This window comes from Arthrobacter sp. 35W, assembly GCF_000482545.1.
In the GTDB taxonomy this organism is placed as follows: domain Bacteria; phylum Actinomycetota; class Actinomycetes; order Actinomycetales; family Micrococcaceae; genus Specibacter.
Window position 1 is genome coordinate 1,244,175 of sequence record NZ_KI519454.1, and the last position, 22,939, is coordinate 1,267,113.

Annotated in this window: 18 protein-coding genes; 13 read left to right on the plus strand and 5 right to left on the minus strand. The window is 65.8% G+C overall.

Annotation, left to right across the window (positions count from 1 at the left end; all coding sequences use genetic code 11):
* The first annotated feature begins 2 nt into the window (after nucleotides 1-2).
* The 9 genes from araB to K254_RS21910 all read left to right on the plus strand — a co-directional run bounded on the left by araB (nucleotide 3) and on the right by K254_RS21910 (nucleotide 13,520).
* Entirely contained in the window at nucleotides 3-1,718 is a 1,716-nt protein-coding gene (araB, locus tag K254_RS0105285) for a ribulokinase (RefSeq protein WP_026554481.1), read from the plus strand.
* The gene (locus K254_RS0105290) at nucleotides 1,715-2,407 is read left to right on the plus strand and encodes an L-ribulose-5-phosphate 4-epimerase (RefSeq protein ID WP_026554482.1); all 693 of its coding nucleotides are present in this window, start codon (nucleotides 1,715-1,717) and stop codon (nucleotides 2,405-2,407) included. Before araB ends, K254_RS0105290 begins: the two co-directional genes overlap by 4 nt.
* A 33-nt stretch (nucleotides 2,408-2,440) precedes the next feature.
* Nucleotides 2,441-3,961, plus strand: a complete 1,521-nt coding sequence (araA, locus tag K254_RS0105295; RefSeq protein WP_026554483.1) for an L-arabinose isomerase — start codon at nucleotides 2,441-2,443, stop codon at nucleotides 3,959-3,961.
* Nucleotides 3,958-4,860, plus strand: coding sequence for an aldose 1-epimerase family protein (locus K254_RS0105300; RefSeq protein ID WP_026554484.1), 903 nt, complete (start codon nucleotides 3,958-3,960; stop codon nucleotides 4,858-4,860). The genes araA and K254_RS0105300 overlap by 4 nt, the downstream gene beginning before the upstream one ends.
* 159 nt (nucleotides 4,861-5,019) lie before the next feature.
* Nucleotides 5,020-5,793 carry an SDR family oxidoreductase gene (locus K254_RS0105305; protein WP_026554485.1) on the plus strand — a complete coding sequence of 258 codons (774 nt, stop codon included), beginning with the start codon at nucleotides 5,020-5,022 and terminating at the stop codon, nucleotides 5,791-5,793.
* Between the two features lie 3 nt (nucleotides 5,794-5,796).
* Nucleotides 5,797-6,876 carry an L-idonate 5-dehydrogenase gene (locus K254_RS21905; RefSeq protein ID WP_035749035.1) on the plus strand — a complete coding sequence of 360 codons (1,080 nt, stop codon included), beginning with the start codon at nucleotides 5,797-5,799 and terminating at the stop codon, nucleotides 6,874-6,876.
* Nucleotides 6,877-7,134: 258 nt separating this feature from the next.
* Nucleotides 7,135-7,626: a hypothetical protein gene (locus tag K254_RS0105315; protein WP_026554486.1), complete on the plus strand. Its 492-nt coding sequence runs from the start codon at nucleotides 7,135-7,137 to the stop codon at nucleotides 7,624-7,626.
* A gap of 195 nt (nucleotides 7,627-7,821) precedes the next feature.
* Nucleotides 7,822-8,763, plus strand: a complete 942-nt coding sequence (locus tag K254_RS0105320) for a 2-hydroxyacid dehydrogenase (RefSeq protein WP_026554487.1) — start codon at nucleotides 7,822-7,824, stop codon at nucleotides 8,761-8,763.
* A 41-nt stretch (nucleotides 8,764-8,804) separates the two neighbouring features.
* Complete coding sequence (locus K254_RS21910; RefSeq protein WP_051388876.1) at nucleotides 8,805-13,520, plus strand: NAD-glutamate dehydrogenase; 4,716 nt, start codon at nucleotides 8,805-8,807, stop codon at nucleotides 13,518-13,520.
* Nucleotides 13,521-13,579: 59 nt separating this feature from the next.
* Here K254_RS21910 and K254_RS0105330 read toward each other — a convergent pair whose 3' ends face one another.
* Nucleotides 13,580-14,164, minus strand: a complete 585-nt coding sequence (locus K254_RS0105330; RefSeq protein ID WP_035749037.1) for a TetR/AcrR family transcriptional regulator — start codon at nucleotides 14,162-14,164, stop codon at nucleotides 13,580-13,582.
* A gap of 339 nt (nucleotides 14,165-14,503) precedes the next feature.
* On the opposite strand from K254_RS0105330, the gene K254_RS0105335 reads away from it, so the two are divergent.
* Genes K254_RS0105335 through K254_RS0105350 form a run of 4 tightly spaced genes read left to right on the plus strand, consistent with a single transcriptional unit; the run spans nucleotide 14,504 to nucleotide 19,672 of the window.
* Nucleotides 14,504-16,075 (plus strand): ABC transporter substrate-binding protein, encoded by a 1,572-nt coding sequence (locus tag K254_RS0105335; protein ID WP_026554489.1) that lies wholly within the window; start codon nucleotides 14,504-14,506, stop codon nucleotides 16,073-16,075.
* 9 nt (nucleotides 16,076-16,084) lie between these two features.
* A complete protein-coding gene (locus K254_RS0105340; RefSeq protein WP_051388877.1) occupies nucleotides 16,085-17,131 on the plus strand; it encodes an ABC transporter permease in 1,047 nt (348 codons plus the stop codon).
* Nucleotides 17,124-18,863: a dipeptide/oligopeptide/nickel ABC transporter permease/ATP-binding protein gene (locus tag K254_RS21915; protein WP_081709917.1), complete on the plus strand. Its 1,740-nt coding sequence runs from the start codon at nucleotides 17,124-17,126 to the stop codon at nucleotides 18,861-18,863. The genes K254_RS0105340 and K254_RS21915 overlap by 8 nt, the downstream gene beginning before the upstream one ends.
* A complete protein-coding gene (locus tag K254_RS0105350; RefSeq protein WP_231391753.1) occupies nucleotides 18,860-19,672 on the plus strand; it encodes an ABC transporter ATP-binding protein in 813 nt (270 codons plus the stop codon). Before K254_RS21915 ends, K254_RS0105350 begins: the two co-directional genes overlap by 4 nt.
* A gap of 97 nt (nucleotides 19,673-19,769) precedes the next feature.
* Here K254_RS0105350 and K254_RS0105355 read toward each other — a convergent pair whose 3' ends face one another.
* From K254_RS0105355 to K254_RS0105370, 4 genes are read right to left on the minus strand one after another with little or no spacing between them, the layout of a single operon-like run.
* Nucleotides 19,770-20,357, minus strand: a complete 588-nt coding sequence (locus K254_RS0105355) for a TetR/AcrR family transcriptional regulator (protein WP_026554492.1) — start codon at nucleotides 20,355-20,357, stop codon at nucleotides 19,770-19,772.
* Nucleotides 20,354-21,361 (minus strand): biotin-dependent carboxyltransferase family protein, encoded by a 1,008-nt coding sequence (locus K254_RS0105360; RefSeq protein ID WP_026554493.1) that lies wholly within the window; start codon nucleotides 21,359-21,361, stop codon nucleotides 20,354-20,356. The genes K254_RS0105355 and K254_RS0105360 overlap by 4 nt, the downstream gene beginning before the upstream one ends.
* Entirely contained in the window at nucleotides 21,358-22,098 is a 741-nt protein-coding gene (locus K254_RS0105365; RefSeq protein ID WP_026554494.1) for a carboxyltransferase domain-containing protein, read from the minus strand. Before K254_RS0105365 ends, K254_RS0105360 begins: the two co-directional genes overlap by 4 nt.
* A gap of 28 nt (nucleotides 22,099-22,126) precedes the next feature.
* Entirely contained in the window at nucleotides 22,127-22,933 is an 807-nt protein-coding gene (locus tag K254_RS0105370) for a LamB/YcsF family protein (protein ID WP_026554495.1), read from the minus strand.
* Nucleotides 22,934-22,939 lie beyond the last annotated feature (6 nt).

The window sequence follows — 22,939 nt, forward strand, 5'->3', positions numbered from 1 at the left end:
TCATGGACGCCGCAACGCACGGGCGAGAAAACTTTGTCATCGGGGTGGACTACGGCACCCTGTCCGGCCGCGCCGTGGTGGTGCGCGTATCCGATGGCAGGGAACTCGGCAGCGCCGCCTTTGACTACCCGCACGCAGTGATCACCGGCGCCCTCCCTGCGGACACCGCAGGCGGGGACACCGTGCGGCTTCCGGGGGAGTGGGCGCTGCAGGTGCCCAACGACTACCGCGATGTCCTGCGCTACGCGGTGCCCGCGGCGATTGCCGACGCCGGAATCGACGCCTCCGCCGTCGTCGGCATCGCCACCGACTTCACGGCCTGCACCATGGTCCCGGTCAAGACGGACGGGACTCCGCTCAATGAGGTGCCGAGCTTTGCCAACCGCCCGCATGCCTATGTGAAACTGTGGCGGCACCACGCGGCCCAGCCGCAGGCGGACCGCATCAACGACCTTGCCCGGGAGCGTGGCGAGGCCTGGCTGCCGCGCTATGGCGGTCTCATTTCCTCCGAATGGGAATTCGCCAAGGGCCTGCAGCTGCTGGAAGAGGACCCCCAAACGTATGCGGCCATGGACCAGTGGGTGGAAGCCGCCGACTGGATCGTCTGGCAGCTGAGCGGCACCTACGTCCGCAACGCCTGCACCGCCGGCTACAAGGGCATCTACCAGGACGGGCAATACCCCTCCGAGGACTTCCTCGCCGCGCTGAACCCGGAGTTCAAGGACTTCGTCAGCACCAAACTCGATCACACCATAGGCCGCCTCGGCGACGCCGCGGGATACCTCACGGCCGAAGCCGCTGAATGGACCGGGCTGCCCGAGGGCATCGCCGTCGCCGTGGGCAACGTGGACGCGCATGTCACTGCCCCGGCCGCCCGGGCCGTGGAGCCGGGGCAGCTCGTCGCCATCATGGGGACCTCCACCTGCCACGTCATGAATGGCACCGAACTGCGCGAAGTGCCGGGCATGTGCGGCGTAGTGGACGGCGGCATCGTGGACGGGCTGTGGGGCTACGAAGCCGGCCAGTCCGGCGTGGGGGACATCTTCGGCTGGTTCACCAAGAACTGCGTCCCGCCCGCCTACCACGAGGCCGCCGCGTCGGCAGGGCTGGGCATCCACGAATACCTGACCGGCCTCGCCGCGGAACAACGCATCGGCGAACACGGACTCATCGCCCTCGATTGGCACTCCGGCAACCGCTCGGTCCTAGTGGACCACGAGCTGTCCGGCATCGTTGTCGGCCAGAGCCTTGCCACCCGGCCGGAGGATGTCTACCGGGCCCTGCTGGAAGCCACGGCGTTCGGCACCCGCACCATCGTTGACGCCTTCCGGGACTCCGGGGTTCCGGTGAAGGAATTCATCGTGGCCGGAGGCCTGCTGAAGAATGAGCTGCTGATGCAGATCTACGCTGACATCACCGGCTTGCAGCTGTCCACCATTGGCTCCACCCAGGGCCCCGCGCTCGGTTCGGCCATCCACGCCGCCGTGGCGGCGGGATGCTACCCGGACATCCGGGCCGCGGCGGCCGCCATGGGATCGGAACCAGGGGCCGTCTATGCGCCCATCCCCGAGAACGTCGCAGCCTATGAGGAACTCTTCGTCGAGTACCGGACGCTGCACGACTACTTCGGCAGGGGAGCCAACGAGGTCATGCACCGGCTCAAGTCAATCCAGCGCAACGCCGCCAGGACGCTGGCCGCCGCCGGAGTCCGGGCATGAGCGCGCTGGTAGACGCCATTGCCCGGATCCGCCGCGACGTGTGCACCCTGCACGCCGAACTCACCCGCTATGAACTGGTGGTGTGGACGGCCGGCAATGTATCCGCCCGCGTACCCGGCCACGACCTGATGGTCATCAAACCGTCCGGGGTCTCCTATGACGACTTGGTCCCGGAGCTGATGGTGGTCACCGACCTCGATGGCGTGCCGGTGGACGGCGACGCAGACGGTGAGTGGGGAAACCCGCCCCTGGCGCCCTCGTCGGACACCGCGGCCCACGCCTACGTGTACCGGCACATGCCCGAGGTGGGCGGGGTTGTCCACACGCACTCCACCTACGCCACGGCATGGGCCACCCGCGGCGAAGCCATTCCCTGCGTGCTGACCATGATGGGGGACGAATTTGGCGGCGAGATCCCGGTGGGTCCGTTCGCCCTGATTGGTGATGAATCGATCGGCCGCGGCATTGTGGCAACGCTGCGGGGCTCGAACTCCCCGGCCGTGCTGATGCAGAACCACGGCCCCTTCACCATCGGGCCCGACGCCCGGTCCGCTGTCAAGGCTGCCGTGATGTGCGAGGAAGTGGCGCGCACCGTGCACATTGCCCGCCAACTCGGTGAGCCGGTGCCCATGGATCCGGGTCTGGTCGCCGCCCTGTACGACCGCTACCAAAACGTCTACGGCCAATAGCCGCCCACCCCCAAGACCTTCAGGAGAAAACCAATGTCAAACGCCCACAACACCTCCCTTGACCACTATGAGGTCTGGTTCCTCACCGGCAGCCAGCACCTCTACGGTGAGGACGTCCTCAAACAGGTCGCCGCGCAGTCCCAGGAGATTGCCCAGCAGCTCAACGAATCCTCCGACGTTCCCGTAACGATCGTCTGGAAGCCGGTGCTGACTGATGCGGAGTCGATCCGGCGCACGGCGCTGGAGGCCAACGCCGCCGACCACGTGGTCGGTGTGACCGCGTGGATGCACACCTTCTCACCGGCCAAGATGTGGATCCAGGGCCTGGACCTGCTGCGCAAGCCGCTGCTGCACCTGCACACCCAGGCGAACGTGGAACTGCCGTGGGAGGACATCGATTTCGACTTCATGAACCTCAACCAGGCGGCCCACGGCGACCGTGAGTTCGGGTACATCCAGTCCCGTCTGGGCATTCCGCGCAAGACGGTGGTGGGGCACGTGTCCAACCCGGAGGTCTCCCGCCAGGTCGGCGTCTGGCAGCGGGCAGCCGCCGGCTGGGCGGCCGTGCGCACCCTGAAGCTGACCCGCTTTGGCGACAATATGCGCAACGTCGCCGTCACCGAGGGGGACAAGACCGAAGCCGAGCTCCGTTTCGGCGTCTCGGTGAACACCTGGTCCGTCAACGAGCTCGCCGACGCCGTGCACGGTGCCGAGGAGTCCGACGTCGACGCCCTCGTTGCCGAGTACGAGCGGCTCTACGACGTCGCCCCGGAACTGCGCGCCGGAGCCCACCGCCACGAATCGCTGCGTTACAGTGCCCGGATCGAACTGGGCCTGCGCAGCGTCCTTGAGGCGAACGGTTCCGCCGCCTTCACCACCTCGTTCGAGGATCTGGGCGCGCTGCGCCAGCTCCCGGGCATGGCCGTGCAGCGTTTGATGGCCGATGGGTACGGCTTCGGCGCCGAGGGCGATTGGAAGACGGCCATTCTGGTCCGGGCCGCCAAGGTCATGGGCGCCGGACTGCCGGGGGGTGCCTCCCTGATGGAGGACTACACCTACCATCTGGCACCCGGTGCGGAGAAGATCCTGGGCGCCCACATGCTCGAGGTCTGCCCGTCCCTGACCGCCGCGAAACCACGCGTGGAGATCCACCCGCTGGGCATCGGCGGCCGGGAGGACCCGGTCCGCATGGTCTTCGACACCGACGCCGGCCCGGGTGTGGTGGTGGCGCTCTCTGACATGCGGGACCGCTTCCGCCTGGTCGCGAACGCCGTCGACGTCGTGGACCTTGACGAGCCGCTGCCGAACCTGCCCGTGGCGCGTGCGCTGTGGTCCCCGAAACCGGACTTCGCGACGTCCGCCGCCGCCTGGCTGACCGCCGGTGCCGCGCACCACACCGTCCTGTCCACCGCCGTGGGCATGGACGTCTTCGAGGACTTTGCCGAGATCTCCCAGACGGAGCTCCTCACCATCGACGAAGGCACCACCATCAAGGCGTTCAAGAAGGAACTGGCCTGGAACGCGGCCTATTACAAGCTGGCCGGCGGGCTGTGAACGGCGACGAGTTCCGGCTGGTCTCAGGGGACTATTCCGCCTCGGTCGTCCAGCGCGGCGGTGCCCTGCGGCAGCTGACGTTCCAGGACCGGGACCTGGTGGTTCCCTTCGACGCCGCGGAGCCCATCCCGGACTTCCGCGGCATCATTGCGGCCCCGTGGCCCAACCGGATCGCGGACGGACGCTACCGGCACGGCGGCAGCGTCCTGCACGTGCCGCTCAACGAAACCGAACGAAAGACCGCCCTGCACGGCCTCGCCTTCGAGAAGCTGTGGACTGTTGACCGCCACGGTGCCAACGAACTCAGCCTCACGTGCGAGATCCCTGAGAGCCCTGGGTACCCGTTCCGGCTGTCGCTGCGAGCCGACTACCGGCTGGATGATGACGGGCTCCACACGAGGGTCACGGCACAGAACCTGGGGGATATGGCAGCGCCGTATGGCGTGTGCCCGCACCCCTATCTGCTGGCCGGACCCGCGCCGCTGGATGAGTGGACCGTCCACATACCAGCGGCATCCTTTCTCGAGGTCACGCCGGACCGGCTGCTGCCGGTCGCCACGCGTACGGTGGAGGACCACCCGTTCGACTTCCGTGTGCCACGGGCGATCGGCACAACGATGATCGACCACGCCTTCACGGACATTGAGTTCGACGGCGGAGGCCGGGCGCAGCTGGTTGTCCGGGACCCTGGTGGAACCGGAGTGGGCATGGCATGGGACCGGGCCTGTCCGTGGCTGCAGATACACACGGCGGACAAGCCCGCACCGGCAGCCAGCAGGTTGGGCCTGGCCGTTGAGCCGATGACGTGTCCGCCCGATGCCTTCAACAGCGTCCAGGACTTGGTGCAGCTTCTGCCAGGCGCCAGCCATCAGGCCGCCTGGAGCATTTTCGCTGCCTGAATCTTCAGATGCCCATTCCCGCTCAAAGCTATATTGCGTTCGCAAATGAGAAGTATTTCTTGACTCTGGTCCGTCGGAGTTCTACGCTCGAGATCAGGGCCACGGTGGCCCTCGCGCCGGACTTCGACGGCCCGGAACGCAACGCGAAAGAGACGACGCATGGACGCATCCATCTTTGATTTGACCGGGCGGGTTGCCTTGGTCACCGGGTCCAGCCGTGGCATCGGCAATTCGCTTGCCGCCGGACTCGCCACCGCCGGCGCCACGATAGTCCTCCATGGCATGGACGAGGATCGGCTGGAGAAGGCCCGCGCGACGCTTGCCGGCCGCTTCGGCGGCGGGCAGGTGGCTGCCGTTGCCTTCGACATCACGGATGAGGCGGCCGTCGCTGCCGGCATCGCCCACGTTGAGGAGCAAGTCGGCCCGCTGGAGATTCTGGTGAACAATGCCGGAATCCAGCACCGGGTTGCCCTGACCGAATTGGACCTTGCCGACTGGAACAGGGTGCTGGCGGCGGATTTGACCGGCGCCTTCCTGGTGGGGCGCGAAGCGGCCAAGAGGATGCTTCCGCGCGGCCGCGGCAAAATCATCAACATCGGCTCGGTTCAGGCTGAGCTGGCACGGCCGACCATCGGTGCCTATACGGCAGCGAAGGGCGGTCTGCGGAACCTCACGCGCGCCATGGCTGCCGAATGGGCCTCCCGCGGACTTCAGATCAATGGTGTGGCCCCCGGGTACATCCACACGGAAATGACCCAGAAGCTGGTGGATGACCCGGACTTCAACTCATGGATCACCGGCCGGACTCCCGCCGGGCGGTGGGGTTCTGTTGAGGACCTGGCCGGACCGGTGCGCTGGCTGGCCTCCGATGCGGCCAACTTCGTCAACGGCCAGACGATCTTCATCGACGGCGGCATGACGGTGGTGGTCTGAGCCATGACTGACCATTCCCTTCAGAGCGGCGCTGCGGCGGTTGTAGTCCACGGGGTGGGAGATCTGCGGGTTGAGACCCGCGGGCTTCCGCAGGCCCGCGGCGACGAGGCCATCATTGAGGTGGCGTACGGCGGAATCTGCGGCTCCGACCTTCACTACTGGCTCCATGGAGCTGCCGGGGAATCAGTCCTCCGGGAGCCCATGGTGCTCGGCCATGAAGTAGTGGGCACTGTTGTCCACGGTGCGGCCGATGGCTCGGGGCCAGGGGCGGGGACCCGGGTGGCCGTCCATCCGGCGAGCCCGGCAGATGGACCGGCCCGCTACCCCCTTGAGCGGCCAAACCTTTCCCCTGGCTGCACGTATCTTGGGAGTGCCGCGCGATATCCACACACTCAGGGCGCTTTCAGCCGGTTTGCTGTGCTGCCCTCAAGGATGCTCCGCACTCTGCCCTCCGGACTGTCCCTGCGCACGGCGGCACTGGCGGAGCCGGCCAGCGTTGCCTGGCATGCAGTTGCCCGGGCCGGCGATGTCAGGGGCAAGCGGATCCTCGTCGTTGGAAGCGGTCCCATCGGCTGCCTCATTGTCGCCGTCCTGAAACGGGCGGGTGCGGCCGAGATCATCGCTGTGGATGTCCATGAGGGCCCGTTGGCGACGGCCCGGGCGCTGGGTGCGACATCCACCCTCTTCGCCTCCGACGCCGAGGCCATCGCGCAGGTCGAGGCCGACGTCGTGCTTGAGTCATCCGGCAGCCACCGCGGCCTTGCCTCGGCCATGCAGGGTGCCATGCGGGGAGCAAGGATTGTGATGGTTGGTCTGCTGCCCAGTGGCGACCAGCCGGTTCCCATCTCCCTGGCCATTTCCCGTGAGCTTGAGCTGGTCGGTTCGTTCAGGTTCAACGATGAGATGACGGATGTGCTCAACGCCCTGGCGGACGGATCGCTGCATGTCGACCCCGTTGTCACCCATGAATACTCCATTGGCCAGGCGCTCGAAGCGTTCGAGACGGCCAGGGATTCGGGACGTTCCGGCAAGGTCCTGCTCAATTTTGCCGACACGGCCGCCGGCAGCCGGCCGGCCGGATAGGGGGCCCAATGACTGGGATAAACGTGGGGGAACGAGCCGCAGACCCCTACCGGCAGCGCTGCACGGCAGCGACGGGAAGCCATTGCCCCGCCAGCGGGCTGTGGGGCCCGGACAATGGAGATGGCCCCGTACTGCGCCTGTATGAGGGAAGCATAATGCCAGCCTTTGGCGGCTCGAGCGCACTGTGGACGCTTGTTGAACCCAGAGGTTGGGTCGATGCACCGGATCACTAGGGCCCGCCCCTTGCCGGCTGGCCGGGTGGGAGCCCAGTGCCCGGACCAGGGCGCCCGGCCGCCGGGCGAGGTTGCCGCGGCCCGCATCCATCGGGACCTGTCCCGAGTGCAGTTGATGCTGGCAACCGTCGACAGCCAGATACGCAGTCTGCTGATGCTGCGCAGCGACACTACGGCGCGCGCGCTCGCAGACCGTGTGCCAGTGGCGGCCATTGCAAAGGCAGCCAGCGCCAGTCCGTCCGAGGTGAGGATTGCCGGCTGTGGGCACATCGATCTCGACTATGCGGGGCGGCCCAAGGCCCATCATCTGGCCGAGGTTGCAGGAATTGCCAGTGAACTAACGTCGGCCCTGGAGCGGAAGGCCGGCATCGAGCGCGGCCGCCGCACCCTCATCATCAAAGCGCTGCGTTCCGGCCAGCTGGACATCCACCAAATCGCCGCCATGGCGGGATTGGCCACGGAGCGCGTGCAAACGATTGTCCGAGGGGCCGCCGTACGCGGCGGCCGGACGGCCTAGCCGCGCAGGAACGCCACACCTGGCGGTGTGGACGGGATTGCATCCTTCCCATGGATGGCTGGAGCCACGCATCCACAACATCCAAGTCGGAACTCTTGACTCGGACCGCATAAGTGAGAAAATATTCTCATTCGACCAATGTGCCGAAATCCACCGGCCGCCACCGTGCGGCCCCCATGAAGAACGGGTCTACCCATGCAGATAGTCCGCACTGTTTCCTTCCCGGACCAGGACCTCTTGTCCAAGCTTCAGCCACTGCCACAGGGGTTGAACGCGGTGGTGTGGGACCTCAAGGCCGAGCCGCAGGGTGCCGATCTGGGCGCGATCGACGCCGTCGTCCTGCCGTACATTGACGCGGCGGCCGTGATGGGCTCCCTGGCCCGGGCCGAGAACCTCAAGTTTGTCCAGACTCAGTCCACCGGTTACGACGGCGTCGCAGAGGCGGCCGGACCGGGCGCGGGCGTGTCCACCGCCGCGGGGGTGCACGCTGCCGCAACGGCAGAGTTGGCCATCGGGCTCATTCTGGCCAAGCTCCGGGGCATTGATGCCGCTGTCCGGGACCAGCAGTCAGCCTTGTGGCGGCCGCAACGGCGGCAGTCGCTGGCGGACAGGCGCGTGTTGCTGGTCGGAGTTGGTGGGATCGGGCAGGAGATCGCCCGCAGGCTGGCGCCCTTTGAGGTGGAGCTCACGCGTGTGGGCAGCACGGCGCGCAGAGACGAATTCGGCGCTGTGCATGCCATTGAAGACCTGGTGGACCTCGCCGCGGCCCACGATGTCCTGATCACTGTGACGCCGCTGACTCCGAGCACCCATCATCTGATCGGACCCCGGGTTCTGGCTGCACTGCCCGACGGCGCCCTCGTGGTCAATGTGGGCCGCGGGGCCGTCGTTGATACGGCTGCGCTCACCGCGGAGGTGGTCTCCGGGAGGCTGGCCTGCGCCCTTGATGTGGTTGACCCCGAACCCCTTCCGGCCGACCACCCCCTGTGGTCCACTGAGAATGCCCTGATCACGCCGCACGTGGGCGGAAACGCATCGGCATTTGAGCCCAGGATCATCAAACTTCTGGACCGCCAACTACAGGCGCTGGCCGCAGGTGCCCGGCCGGCAAACCTGGTCCAGAACGGGCCCTTCTAGCATCGCTTGATCCCTAGACTCCACTAGCCAGAGGACCAGACATGACATCGCACGGGCGGACGGGCGCTCCAGCCCCACTGGAGCAGTTCATCCACGACTACCTGCAGGACGTACCTGCGGAAGACCGGGAGCCCTACGGTCCGGGTGGGCTTGAAGTCCGGGCCGCGGCCCACTACCGGGCGGCGGCCAACCGGGGGAGCGGCGAAACGCTGGTCGGATTGATCGATGGCGGTCCACGCTCGGTCCTCTACGTGGTGGCCGATGACAAGCCGTTCCTCGTGGATTCCCTGTTGGCGGAATGCACCCGCCGGTTGCTGGGCATCCAGCTCGTCATCCACCCCATATTCGCTGTGGACAGGGATGGGAACGGCGCCCTCACCGGCCTGCACCGCCCACGGCAGGCGCATCCCGCGGAGAGTGCGGAGCCGGTGCATCGGGAATCGTGGATCACCGTGGAATTCCAGGGCCGTCTGGCCGAGGACGATGCGCAGGCACTGGTTGCAGGGGTGGAGCGTGTCCTTGCCGATGTCGATGCTGCCGTTGCGGACTGGCACGCCATGCGGCGCACGGCAACCGAGCTTGCCGACGGCCTCCCTCAAGGCGTGCCCGCGTCCGAGAGCGCGGGGGAGCTGCTTCGGTGGCTGGCCAGGGACAACTTCGTCTTTGTCGGGTACCGCGAATACAGCCTGGTCCGCGGAGCCAGCGTGGACAGTCTTGAAGCGGTGGAGGGGACCGGCCTCGGGGTGCTGCGGGCCGGAGGCAGGCCGCGGCGGCGGATCGAAGGAGCCGCCCGGACGGCGGCCCGGGAGGCGGTTCCCGTCACCGTCACGAAGGCCAATGCGCGGTCCACTGTGCACCGGGATGCGCACCTTGACTACATCTCCATCAAGGCTTTTGACGGACACGGCAACGTGGCCGGTGAACACCGCTTCCTTGGCCTGTTTACGGCCAGTGTCTACAACGGGCCAGCCCGGGGGATTCCCGTGGTGGCGGACAAGATCCAGGCTGTCGTCGACGGCGGCGGATTGGATGCTGACAGCCATTCGGGCCGGCGGTTGATGTCGATCCTGGAGGGCTACCCACGCGACGAGCTGTTCCAGATTGGCCTTGCGGATCTGGCCGGAAAGGCGCGGGGGATCCTCGCCCTACAGGAACGCCGGCGTTCCCATGTCTTCCTGCGCGAAGACAGCTATGGACGATTCGTCACGGCGCTCGTCTACATCCCCACCGACCGGGACAACTCTGATGTGCGGGCACGGATCCAGCGTGAGCTGGGCCGGGCCTACGATGCGCTGGCGGTGGACTGCGAAGCTGGTGGGCCGGTGTCGGCGCTGGCCAGGATCCTTTTCACGATTTGGCTGCCACTGCATGGCCCGAAGCGCCCCAGCGAAGCGGACCTTCGGCAACGTGTGGCGCATGCGGCGCGTTCCTGGTCCGAGGGCATCCTCGATGCGCTGCGCGAAGCCCTCCCGGAGCAGGAGGCCGAGCCGCGGTTCCAGCGGTGGGCGGAGGCGTTCCCTGCCGAATACCGGATCAAGTTTGACGTCGAAGAGGCGCGGGAGGACATTAACCGGTTCGAGCGGTTGGAACAGCACGGCCCCGCGTCCGGAGCGCTGCTCCGGGTGGATCCACAGTCCGGGGGAGATCGGGCAGGCAGGGTCAGGTTGTATGTTCGAAGCCCCCAGAGCCTGACGAAGATCCTGCCCTACTTTGAGCATCTGGGGCTGGAGGTGCTCAACGAACGCCCCTACGAGATCGTCGACGCGGACTCGCTGGAGTTCTTCATCTACGACCTGTCGGTGGTCCAGCCGGCCGGAGCCATCGACGTCGAAACGCTGCTTCCCGCCGCGTTCGACGCCGTGCTGGCCGGGGAGGCCGAATCGGATGTCCTCAATGGCCTGGTGCTGCGCCAGGGCATTGGGTGGCGGCTGGTCGCCGTGCTGCGATGCTACGCCAGGTACTGGCGGCAGCTGGGTGTTTCGCACTCCTATGAGTTTGTCGCGGCAACGCTGCAGGCCTACCCCGCAGCCACGGCGGCCCTGCTGGACCTGTTCGCGGCAAAGTTCGATCCAGGCCTGGATGCGCGGGACCGTGCGGGTTGGACGGCCCAGGCCGACCAGCGGCTGTCCACGTCGATCGAGGACGTTTCGACCTTGGATGCAGCCTTCGTCCTGGATACCTTCGCGTCCTTGGTCAGAGCCACCGTCAGGACAAACTTCTACCAGGGCAAGCCACACATCAGCGTGAAGTTTGATCCCTCCGGCATCGACGCCATGCCCTTGCCCCGCCCCGCCCATGAAGCATGGGTCTACTCACCGATGGTCGAGGGTGTCCACCTGCGGTATGGCAAGACCGCCCGCGGTGGCCTTCGCTGGTCCGACAGGCAGGAGGACTTCAGGACGGAGGTGCTAGGGCTCGTCAAGGCCCAGGCGGTGAAGAATGCCGTCATCATTCCCGACGGCGCGAAGGGCGGCTTCTTCGCGAAGAACCTGCCCGATGCCTCGGACCGCGCGGGGCGTCTGGCGGCAGGGCAGGAGTGCTATCGGACCTTCATCAGGGGTTTGCTCGACATTACCGACAACCTGGAGTTCGACGGCGACAGGCCATCCGTGGTGGCACCCCCTCGCGTGGTACGCCATGACGACGATGACAGCTACCTCGTTGTTGCAGCGGACAAGGGCACGGCGCCGTTCTCCGACATCGCCAACGAGGTAGCCCAGGGCTACGGGTTTTGGCTCGGTGATGCGTTTGCCTCGGGTGGCTCGGTGGGCTACGACCACAAGCAGATGGGGATTACGGCCCGGGGCGCATGGGAATCGGTCAAGGTCCACTTCAGCGAGTTGAAAATCGACCCACAGACCGCCGACTTCACCGCCATCGGGATCGGCGACATGAGCGGGGATGTCTTCGGCAACGGCATGCTGCAATCCAGGCACACCCGCTTGGTTGCCGCCTTCGACCACCGCCACATCTTCCTGGACCCCGACCCCGACGCCCGTGGATCGTACGAGGAGCGGGAGCGGCTGTTCGCCCTGCCCCGGTCAAGCTGGGCCGACTACGACAGCAGCCTCATGAGTGCTGGTGGCGGCGTGTGGCCCAGGGATGCCCGGTCGGTGCCCCTGAGCCCGGAGGTGCGCAAGGCCCTCGGTGTGGACCCTGCCATCGAATCCATGTCCCCGCCCCGGCTGCTCCAAGCAATTCTGTGTGCCCCCGTGGACCTGCTCTACAACGGCGGCATTGGAACCTATGTCAAGGCGGCCGCCGAAAGCCACAGCGACATTGGAGACAGGGCAAACGACGCGATCAGAGTCAATGGCTCTGCGCTGCGGGCCCGGATTGTTGCCGAGGGCGGCAATCTCGGACTCAGCCAGGCAGGCCGGATTGAAGCGGCGCTGAACGGTGTCCTGATCAACACAGATGCCATTGACAACTCGGCCGGCGTGGATTGTTCCGACCACGAGGTCAACATCAAGATCCTGGTTGACCAGCAAATTCGGGCCGGCCGCCTCGCTGCCTCCGAGCGGGCGGCATTTCTTCACAGCCTGACGGATGAGGTTGCAGGACTCGTCCTGGCGGACAATGTTGCCCAGAACGTCCTCCTTCTGACCGACCGACGGTTCTCGGCCGCATCGTTCCCCAACTATGAACGATTGATGCAGTTCCTTGAAGAACGCGGCCAGCTGGACCGGGGCATAGAGTTCCTGCCCAGCAGCGAAGCCCTGAGGGAAAGGATCGAACAGGGCCACGGCCTCACGTCGCCCGAGCTGTCCATTCTTGCCGCCTACGCGAAGAACACCCTGGCGGACAGCATCCGGAGCAGCCCACTGGTCCAGGACGCCTACTTCGAGTCCGCGCTGCGGGGCTACTTCCCCCAGGCCGTCGTCTCCCGTTTTGGGACAGCGCTGGACCGGCACCCGCTGCGCGATGACATCGTCGCCACCACCCTGGCCAACGATGCCATCAACATTGGCGGCACCACCGCCATCTTCAGACTGATGGAGGAAACCTCGGCCACCGAGGCCGAGGCCATCAAGTCCTTCGCCATCGCCAGCGAACTCTTTGGACTTCGGGAGCTGTCCAACCGGCTGGTCCATTTGCCGACGGACATGCCTGCGGAGAAATGGAGCCGGATCCATTTGGACATCCGGCGCGTGCTTGACCGGGCCATGCGGTGGTTCATCCAACACGACCACGGGCTGCCCATTGCCGATTCCGTCGCCTTGTATCGGCCCGTCGTCGATGGCTTGCTGTCCCACCTCCCCGAACTGTTGACCGGAAATGACCGGGAGGAGACCACCCACCTGTTGTCGTCGGCCAAAGACTGGGGATTGCCGGAGACTTTGGCCAGGACGTGGGCGGAACTGCGTGAAGCCTTCACGCTCTTGGACATTGCGCGGGTCAACCAGCTCACGGGTGCACCGCTGGCGGCGATTGCACCCGTCTACTATGCCGTGCACGAACGGTTCCAGATCGAAAACCTGCTCACCCTGATCGACCGGCTGCCCAGATCCAGCAAGTGGCAGGCCATGGCCCGGGCCTCGCTGCGGGACGATCTCTCCGACGTCGCTCCGCAACTGACCATCGCCGTACTTGGTGGCGGCGCTTCGGCTGCGGCCGGCGACCAGTTGTCGCGGTGGGAGGCATTGCACCACAAGCGCCTGGCTGAAGCCGAACGATTGCTGCAGTCGGCTCCCGAGAATAGTTTTGAAGCTCTGGCAGCGTTCATCAGTACGCTCCGGAAGTCTGCCCAAGCGTAGGCATGGTGGGGATGTGGGTCCATGGGGCGGGCGGACGGCCTGTCCCATGGACCCAGGGGCTACTGGGTCTTCTTCCCAGCGGACCAGCCGCCGAGCGCGCCCTGGAAGGTAGACATCAGCCGGGCACTGGCCTCCTTCGGGCTAAGGCCCAAAGTACCAATCACGTCAAAGATTTCACGGGGATCGAAGAGGATGTTCCACAGGAACATTGCTTCGTCGCCCAGGTCCTCAAGGCCAAGCTCGCCGGTGGCCTCGCGGAGGGGACGCTCCAGTGCGTCGGCCTGGACCTGCAGGTAGTCGGCACCCGTCCGAAGGCGGGCCAAATACCCCTCCGAGGAGCGCGTGTGGACCATGGCCGCGCCATTCTTGACGACCAGCAGCACCCACTTCTGGCTCACGGCCTCCAGCAGAGCCAAGCCGCCCATGGACTGCTTCTGGCTGAACTCGTTGAGCTGGAGTCCTACGTCATAGCGGTACGCCGTGAGCACATCTGCCACCGAGTTGAAATGCCTGTACGCGGTCGCCGTTGATATCTCGGCGTGGTTGGCGAGGTCGACCATGTTGATCGGACCATCGGAAGCCGCGAAAAGCTCCCCTGCAGCACGGATGAGGTGCTTGCGGTTGCGCCTGGTGTCGCTTCTCATCTTGCCAGTCTCCGATGGTGTGGTCATAAGTTTTGTCCCCGTTGGATTCGTCGGATCGCTGCGGTCCAACCAGGATGCAGCGCGCTGTTCCCCGATCCCTGGATCGTGGTCATTTGAGAATACGTTCGCAAGTATAGGGCGTCAACATTCCCGCGGCGGGAGGAGTCCGGGTCACGTTAAATCCGTGTTTCGGATCACAAAAGGCATTGACTTCACCACAGCAATACGCAACACTCTTCTCATACGCGAACTAGTTCTCATTTCGAGACATTGGGTCACGTAGCGAACCTCTGGAATCGCCTTTCAATGCCTGGTCATCCCGCACTCAAGGAGCTTTGAATGAATACTGCACGTTCCGTCCTGTCCGCCTCTGCGGTGGCAGCGGCTTTGCTGCTCACCAGCTGTACAACCGGCACCACGCCGAGCGCCGGCGGGAGCACCGGCCCGTCAACCGACACCGTCCGGACCGCCCTCAATTCGGACCCCACAACGTTCAACGCGGCCAAGGCCAACGCGAAGGACGACTACGAGGTGGCCCGCTTCCTCTATGACACGGTGGTGAGGCGCGACGCCGATGGGAAGTTCGTCGGCGGCCTCGCGACAGACTGGTCGGCAACGCCCACCGAGGCCTCGCTGACCATCCGCAGCGACGCCACCTGCGCCGACGGGACGGCGATCACGCCCAGCATCGTGGCGCAATCGCTGAACTACTTCGCCGATCCGGCGACGAAAAACAACTTCGGCAAGCTCGTCTTTGGCCCCGGGCAGCCGACCATCACTGCCGACGACGCCGCCGGCAAGGTCAACATCAAGCTCGCCCAGCCCTGGAGTGAGCTCGTTGGCGGGCTGACCCTGGCCCAGACAGGCATCATCTGCCCGGCCGGACTGGCTGATCTGGACGGGCTGGCCAAGGGCTCTGTCCCCGCCGCATTCTCCGGGCCTTACACGCTGACCAAGGCTAGCCACGGCGTCACCTACGAGATGACCCTGCGCAGCGACTACAAGGCCTGGCCGAAATACGCCAAAGCCTTGGACGGCGTCCCGGCGAAAACCGTGAAGCTCTTCCCCGGCGTGAACAAGACCACCGTCGCCAACCAGCTGCTCACCAGCGAAATGGATGTCTCCGACATCGCACCGGCCGATACCCAACGGTTCGACGGCAACAAGGACTACACGGTGTCCACCGTGCCCTTCGCCGGCATCTTCGTCCTCTTCAACCAGCGTCCCGGCAGCCCCTTCACCGACCCCGCACTGCGCAAGGCTGTGGCACAGGTGGTGAACCAGCAGGCCTTCAACGCAGCCGCCTACGCCGGCAAGGGAATTGCTTACAACTCCATCGTGGCTCCGACCGTTGCCTGTGCCCTTCCGGACAATTCAAAGCTGACCAAGGAAGACACCGCGGCGGCCAAAGCGGTCCTTGAGGGCAAGTCCTTCAAGATGGTCGGCACCACCAGCATCGGCCCCAATGGGGCCGGAAGCACCTACCTCCAGGAGGCACTCCGCGCGGCAGGGGCAACCCTTGATCTGAAGCTCGTGGACAACGGCACCTGGGCCACCATGACCCAGACGAAGCCGGAAACCTGGGATCTCACGATCCAGGGCGATGCGAACTTTGTTGGCACGGTGGCTGCATCGTTGACCCGCATCGCGGGCGTCCCCACCGAAAAGGGTGGCCGCAACATCGGCGGCGCCGAAAACGCCGAGGTGCTGGCCGACATCAGCACCGCACAGAATGCCAGCGACAATGCCGCCCGCTGCGCCGCCTACACCGACGCGCAGACGTCGATCCTTGCCGACAATGACATTGTTCCCCTGGTTGGCGAGCCCCAGATCGTCGTCCAGCGCGCAGGCTTCTCGATCCAGGCACCGTCGGGGATTGTCGACTACGGCACCCTGCGCATCACCAAGTAAGGAACCACTATGTCTGAGCCCGTCGCGTTGTCCAGGGCAACTGCCCTGGACAACAACCCCCGGAGCCGCGGTCCGCGGCTCCGGGGTGGTGCCCGAAACCTCTCGCCATGGACCGAATACGCCATCAGGCGGGGCGGGGGAGTCCTGCTGTCCCTGGCCATCCTGGTGGTGGTCACCTTCTTCATGGTGCCGCTGATCCCCGGCGACCCGGCGGTGGCCGTCGCGGGGGCGGATGCCACTTCCGAACAGATCGACGCCATCAGGCACAGCCTGGGGTTGAACGATCCGCTGTGGCTGCGTTTTCTGAACTACGTTGGCGATCTGGCCACCGGCAATCTGGGCAATTCCTTCGCCTACAGCACCTCCGTCACCACGATCATTGCCACCAAGCTGCCCTACACCGCAGAACTTGCCTTATTGGGCATCACCGCCGTGCTGCTGATTTCCATTCCGGCGGGCATGTCCGTGGGCATCCTCACCCGCGGAAACCGGCGCAAGTGGCTGGATGTCGCCTTTGGCATGGTCACGGGCTTCTTCCAGGCGGTTCCGCAGTATGTCCTGGCGACCATTCTGGTGGTGCTCTTTGCCATCACCTGGCGGATTCTGCCGGCGGCGGGTGCCGCAACACTGACGGCCCTGATCCTTCCGGTGGTCGGCCTGTCGGTCGGTCCCATCTGTTCCATTTCCCGTGTGGTCCGCCGGGAAACCTCCACGGTTCTCGAACAGGACTACCTCAGAACGGCCCGTGGCTGGCGCCTTCCGGCTCTGCGCCTGTACGCCCGCCACACGCTGCCCAACCTCCTCACGACGGCGTTGACGCTGGCCGGGCTGATCCTCTCAGGGATGCTTGGCGGCGCCATCATCATCGAGAACGTCTTCAACTGGCCTGGTGTCGGAAAAGAGATCGTGACTGCCATCGTCAACAAGGACTACCCCGTCATCCAGGGGATCATTCTGGTGCTCGGTTTTCTGGCCATCGTCCTGAACCTTTTGGTTGACGTCATCCTCGGTCTCATCGACCCCCGAACCTTGGGAGGCAAGCGCTCCAATGGCTAAGACACCACGCACCCCCGGACGCCGGTTCCGCTGGACCCCAGGCCTGCTCATCGGCGTCGTCATGATGTCCGTGATGGTGGCCATCGCCGTCGTCGCACCGCTCTTCCTGACCAGCTCCGCTGAAACACTCACGGCCAACCCATCCCAGGGCCCAAGTGCCGAGCACTGGCTGGGGACTGACGACTTTGGCCGCGACGTGTTAGCACGCTCGCTGGTGGCCACCCGGCTCACCCTGCTCATGACCGTCTCGACCACGATCATGGCGGTGGTGGGTGGCATCGCCATTGGCACGGCCGTATGGCTGGCCCCCGCCAAGGTCCGCAACGGCGCACTGCGGCTGATCGAGGCGGCCGTGGCGTACCCGAGCCTCATCTTCGCACTCCTGATCGCTGCCATCCTCGGCCAGGGCACCTGGTCTGCCGTGCTGGCCATCGCCATTGCCAGCATTCCGGCCTTCTCCCGTCTGACGGCCAACATGGCAGCATCCATCTCGCAGCGGAACTACGTGTCCACCGCCAGATTGCTGGGGGTGCCCGGACCGCGGATCATCACCCGCCACCTTCTGCCCAACATGGCGGAGCCGCTGCTGATTCTCACGGCGACGGTGTTCGCCACCACCTTGATCGAATTGTCCAGCCTGTCCTTCATTGGCCTGGGCGTGCAGAACCCCGAGTACGATTTCGGCCGGCTGCTCAATGAAGCGCTGGTCAACATCTACTCGCAGCCTTTGCAGGCGGTGATGCCGTCGATCATGATCACCGTGACAGGCCTCAGCGCGATGCTGATCGGCGACGGCCTGGCTGCCGCGTCGGACCCGCGCGGCGGGCGCAGGCACCGCACCCGCAGGCAGGCCTCCGAGCTGCCGGCCTCGCTGCGCAGCAGCGCCGATGCCCTCGTTGAGGTCGACAATCTGACCATCACGGCACCGACGGGCAAGGAACTGGTCAAGGGGCTGTCGTTGAGCATCAGGGCCGGCGAGGTCGTTGGACTCGTCGGCGAGTCAGGGTCCGGGAAGTCGCTGACAGCCATGTCCATTGCCGGACTGCTGCCTGAGGAGCTCACCGTCAGCGCCCGGACGCTGAGGGTCGGTGACCTGGACCTGCTGGGGCGCAACGATCCGCGGCGCATGGCCACGGAGATCGGGCTGGTCTACCAGGACCCCGGAACGACGTTCAACCCGGCGCTGCGGATGGGCTCCCAGCTGACGGAAGTCAGCCGTGTCCATTTGAAGGAATCCCGCACCACGGCCGTGGCCAAGATGGTCAAGGCGCTGGCCGACATCCGCATCACCCGGCCGGAGTCGCGCATGAAGCAGTATCCGCACCAGCTCTCGGGCGGTATGCTCCAGCGGGCCATGATCGCCACGTCCCTGGTGTCGGATCCCAAGCTGATCATCGCCGACGAACCCACCACCGCACTGGACGTCACCGTCCAGGCCGATGTCCTGCGGCAGTTCCGCTCCATCAACCGCGAACGGGGCACGGCGATGCTGTTCATCTCCCACGACATCGGTGTGGTCCAGGCATTGTGCGACACCGTCATAGTGATGAACGGCGGCAAGGTGCTGGAAAGGCTCACGGGAGCGGATCTGGCCAAGGGCAACGTCAAGCACCCGTACACCAAGGCACTGCTGGCGGCGACGCCCAGCATGTCCGAACGCAAGACCGAGCTTGTGGCACTGCGCTCGGACGCATTCAACCTGGATGAAGAGATTGAGGAGGTATCACCGTGACGGACAGCAATTCGGCCCAGGCGGCAGGATCTGCGCCGGTGCTTGAGGTCAAGGACCTCGTGGTCACCTTTGGCGCCGGGTCCTCGGCAGTGACGGTCCTCAAGGGTGTGAACGCCAGCATTTCCCGCGGCCAAACGCTGGGCATCGTCGGCGAATCAGGCTCGGGGAAATCAACGCTGGCCAAGGCGATTGTGGGGCTGGTGCACGCCAGCTCCGGCAGCATTCTGGTTGACGGCATCGACGTCGGGCGGATGACCGGCCCCCAGCGCCGGGACATGCGCCGCAAGGTGCAGATGATTCCGCAGGATCCCTATTCCTCGCTGAATCCGCGCCGGACCATCGGCCAGACCTTGGCCGAGGCGATCGACCCGGTGCGTTCCAGCCCCATGCTGCACCGGGAGAAGATTGAGTACTGGCTCTCCACCATCCGGCTCGACGCAGATGTAGCCAGCCGCTATCCCCACGAGTTCTCCGGAGGCCAGCGCCAGCGCATTGCCGTCGCCCGGGCCCTCGCGGTGGAACCTCGGTTGATCATTGCCGATGAAATCACCTCGGCGCTTGACCTGTCGGTCCAGGCCGAGCTGCTGAATCTGGTGGGCCGGCTTCGCCGGGAGCTGGACCTGACCATGGCATTCATCTCCCATGATTTGGATGTGGTGCACCACGTCAGCGACTCCATCATGGTCCTCTACAACGGCGACGTCGTCGAGGCGGGCTCGGTGGATGCTGTCTACCAGAACCCGCAGGATCCCTACACCCGAAAGTTGATCGATTCCGTCCCCGGCGGACCGGGGTTCGACATCGGCTAGCCGCACCCTGCGGCGCTGGGGAACAGAAATGCCGTCCGGCCACCAGATCATCTGGTGGCCGGACGGCATTTTTCGTCCCTGCGGTGGACGGGGTGGGTCAGGGCGTCCCCTGGCTCCAGCCCCGCAGCGCCCCCTGCAGGGCGCCGACAAGCCGGTTCCCAATCTGGTGCCGGTCAAGTCCTGCAGTCTGGGCGAGGTCCATGATCTCGCGGGGATCGAACAGGTGGTTCCACAAGAACATGGCCTCATCGCCGGCAACGGAGAGGCCAAGGTCCAGGCAGGCCTGGGCCAATGGCCGTTTCAGGGCCAGCGCCTGGTCCATGAGGTGGGGCGTTTCGTCCTTGAGCCGGGCGAGATAGCCGTGCCGTGAGCGCGACTGGATCATGGCCGGTCCGTGGAGGAGCACCAAGTCGATCCATTGCCTGCAGACGGCATCAAGGAGCACCACTCCGGTGCCGGGGGCGTGCACGCTGAAATGGCGCAGCCGCCTACCGACGTCAAGACGGTAGGCGGCCAGGACCGCGTCGAGGGAGCGGAAATGGCGGTAGGCGGTGGCAACAGACATGCCCGCGTGGAGGGCGGCGTCGGCCATCTTCACGTCGCGGCCGGAGGCTGCCACCAGTTCGCCAGCGGCGGCAATGAGCAGGGCACGCTTGTCTGTGCCCTTGCCCACGGAGTGGGTCACAGTGGGCTGGCTGATTCGGACAGCGGAAGGCCTGCGGCCGTGAAGGCACTGTGGACGGCGTCCTCCAGAACATTCAACTCGTGTTCGCGGTAGCGCAGGTGCCGGACGGCGTCCGCCGCCGCGACCCAGTTGAACGTTATCCGGCGCCCGGGTCCGGCCTGGCCGAGCATGGACTGTGCCGCCGTGGTGGCAAAGGCCACGATGGGGTAGCCGGCCGTCAGGGTTCGGTAGCGGCCCAGGATGATCAGCTCATCGGAATGCGGTATCTCGATCGCTCCAACGGGCACTCCATGGGAAGTGATTTCCCCCAGGCCTTCGGGGTGCAGGACAGGGCCGTCGAGCCGAAGGCCAACGTGGTCGGACCTGCCGCCGACGGTGTACAGGGACGAGGTCATGAGCTCCCTGATCCCTGGCGTGGCATTCATTTCGGGGCCATCAACGACGTCGACCGTCCAGATGCCGCCACCGTAGGTCGGAATCGGAACGGGGAGCCGGAAGAGCATGTTGTCGAAGTAGGGATGCGAATAGCCGCTGTTGGCCGTGAGGACACTGATCTGGTCCCCGGCCGAGAGCTTTTGGGCGAAGCCCATCCGGGCGTCGGGTGCGCAGCTGCCCATGAAATGCGCAGTATGGATTGCTCCGGCGATGCACAGATAGGAGCGGACCCCCTCGGTGGCTCTTGCGATGGTGACCTTGGCGCCGGCCGGGACGCGGGTGGGCGTCCACAGGGGAGCGGTGCAGCCGCCGATGGTGAGCTCCGCAGGGGTTCCGGTGACGGCGATGAGGATGTCGTTGGACGGCGTGAAGGAAAACCGCCCGCCCATGATCTCGATGCATGCCCCGGTGCGGGGATTGCCGACAAGGATGTTGCCGACGGCTGCCGAGTGCTGGTCGGCCGCGCCTCCGCTGGGAACGCCCATGGCCTCGGCATTGGTCCTTCCAAGGTCCTGGTAGGTGCTCAGCCAGCCGGCCTCGGCGACATCAAGGGTTACCAGTCTTTTCACGGGGTTTCGACTTTCGTGGAGCGGAGGAACTGGCCCTCAAGATCTGGCCATTGGCCGTCCTCGAGTGCCATGAATCTGACGTTGTCGCCCGCGGTGTAGGACGTTGCCGGCTGTTCTGCGATGTCGCAGATCCGCAAGGGGGTCCGGCCGATGACCTTCCACCCGGTGGGGCCGGGGAACGGCTGGATGATGGCATTGAGTCCTGCGACCATGATGGAACCTGCTGCCACATCGGTGCGGGGGATGGCGCACCTGCTCACCGGCGCCGGAAACTGAACGCCGTCCATCATGGGTGCCATGGCCGCGGCGAGGAGATTGATCCGCAGGGAGGAGCCCGTGAACGCTTCGATGACCTGCGCCGGGGTGAGGCCGAGCTCGCTGGCCACATCGTCCAGATCGGGCGCAAACTCCCTGCGGAAATCCACCGGGATGAGGAATTGCTGTGGTGCGGTGCCGCCGCCCCCGGCGTCGTGCTGGTGGACATTGATGATCAACTCCAACACCTGGGCGAGCTGGCGCGGAGCCACCACCAGGGGGTCGAATTCGACGAGCAGCGACTCCAAGCCGGCGACGGCGTCGCGCGCTCCATAGGGGAGGCGGGGCAGCAGGATGGAGCGCACGTCCGCGATGACGCCACGGCGCACGGCCGGGTCGTCATCGCGGACGCTGAGCATCAATGCGGAGTCGCCAAACTCGTGCATGGCGATCTTGTCTGCAAGGTTTTCGAAAGCAGCCATGGGAGGCGGACCTATCGTCGACCGGGGATCAGGCCGACGCCGCCGCAGCGGCCTTTTCGGCGAGCACTTCGCGCAGGCCGGTGGCTGCAATACCGGCTTCCGCCAGTGCCTTGCGCAGGGCCGTGCCATTGGCCAGGACATCGGGGTGGTCGCCGTGGAGCAGCACCACATCGCAGTCGTGGCCCAGGGGCACAACCTTTCCGGAGACGGCCCGGACGGTGCCATCCTGGACCACCTGGACCACGCGGCGGCCGATTTCCGCCGGGTCGTACAGGAGTCCACCCTCCGCCGAGCGGGGGACAGGCATGCCGTCTTCGCCGTAGCCGCGGTCCGCCAGGAAGACATAGCCCACCTGCAGGCCCCGGGCCCGCGACTCGTCCGCCAGGACGCCATTTTGGCAGATCACCACATAGGAGGAGTCGTAGGCGGCCACGGCGTCGGCAATGGCACGGGCGTGCTTGGGGTCGGTCTGCGCGATGCTGCCCATCCGGCCGTGCGGTGCCACATGGCTGATCGTGCCGCCGTGGATGCGGGCGAATGCGTCAAGGGCGCCGATCTGGTAGAGCACATCGGTCCGGATCTCCTCCTCCGATGCTTCGATGAGCCGGCGGCCGAATCCCACGAGGTCCGGATAGCCCGGGTGCGCTCCGAGTTCGATGCCGCGCTCCACGCACTCCTTGACGGTGGCGTCCATGACGCGGGGGTCGCCGGCATGGAAGCCGCAGGCAATGTTGGATGCGGTGACGAGGCCGAGCAGGGCCGCGTCGTCGCCGATGGTGTAGTTTCCGTAGCTCTCGCCGAGGTCGGCGACGACGGCTACTGAGTTGATTCCCACTGTGTC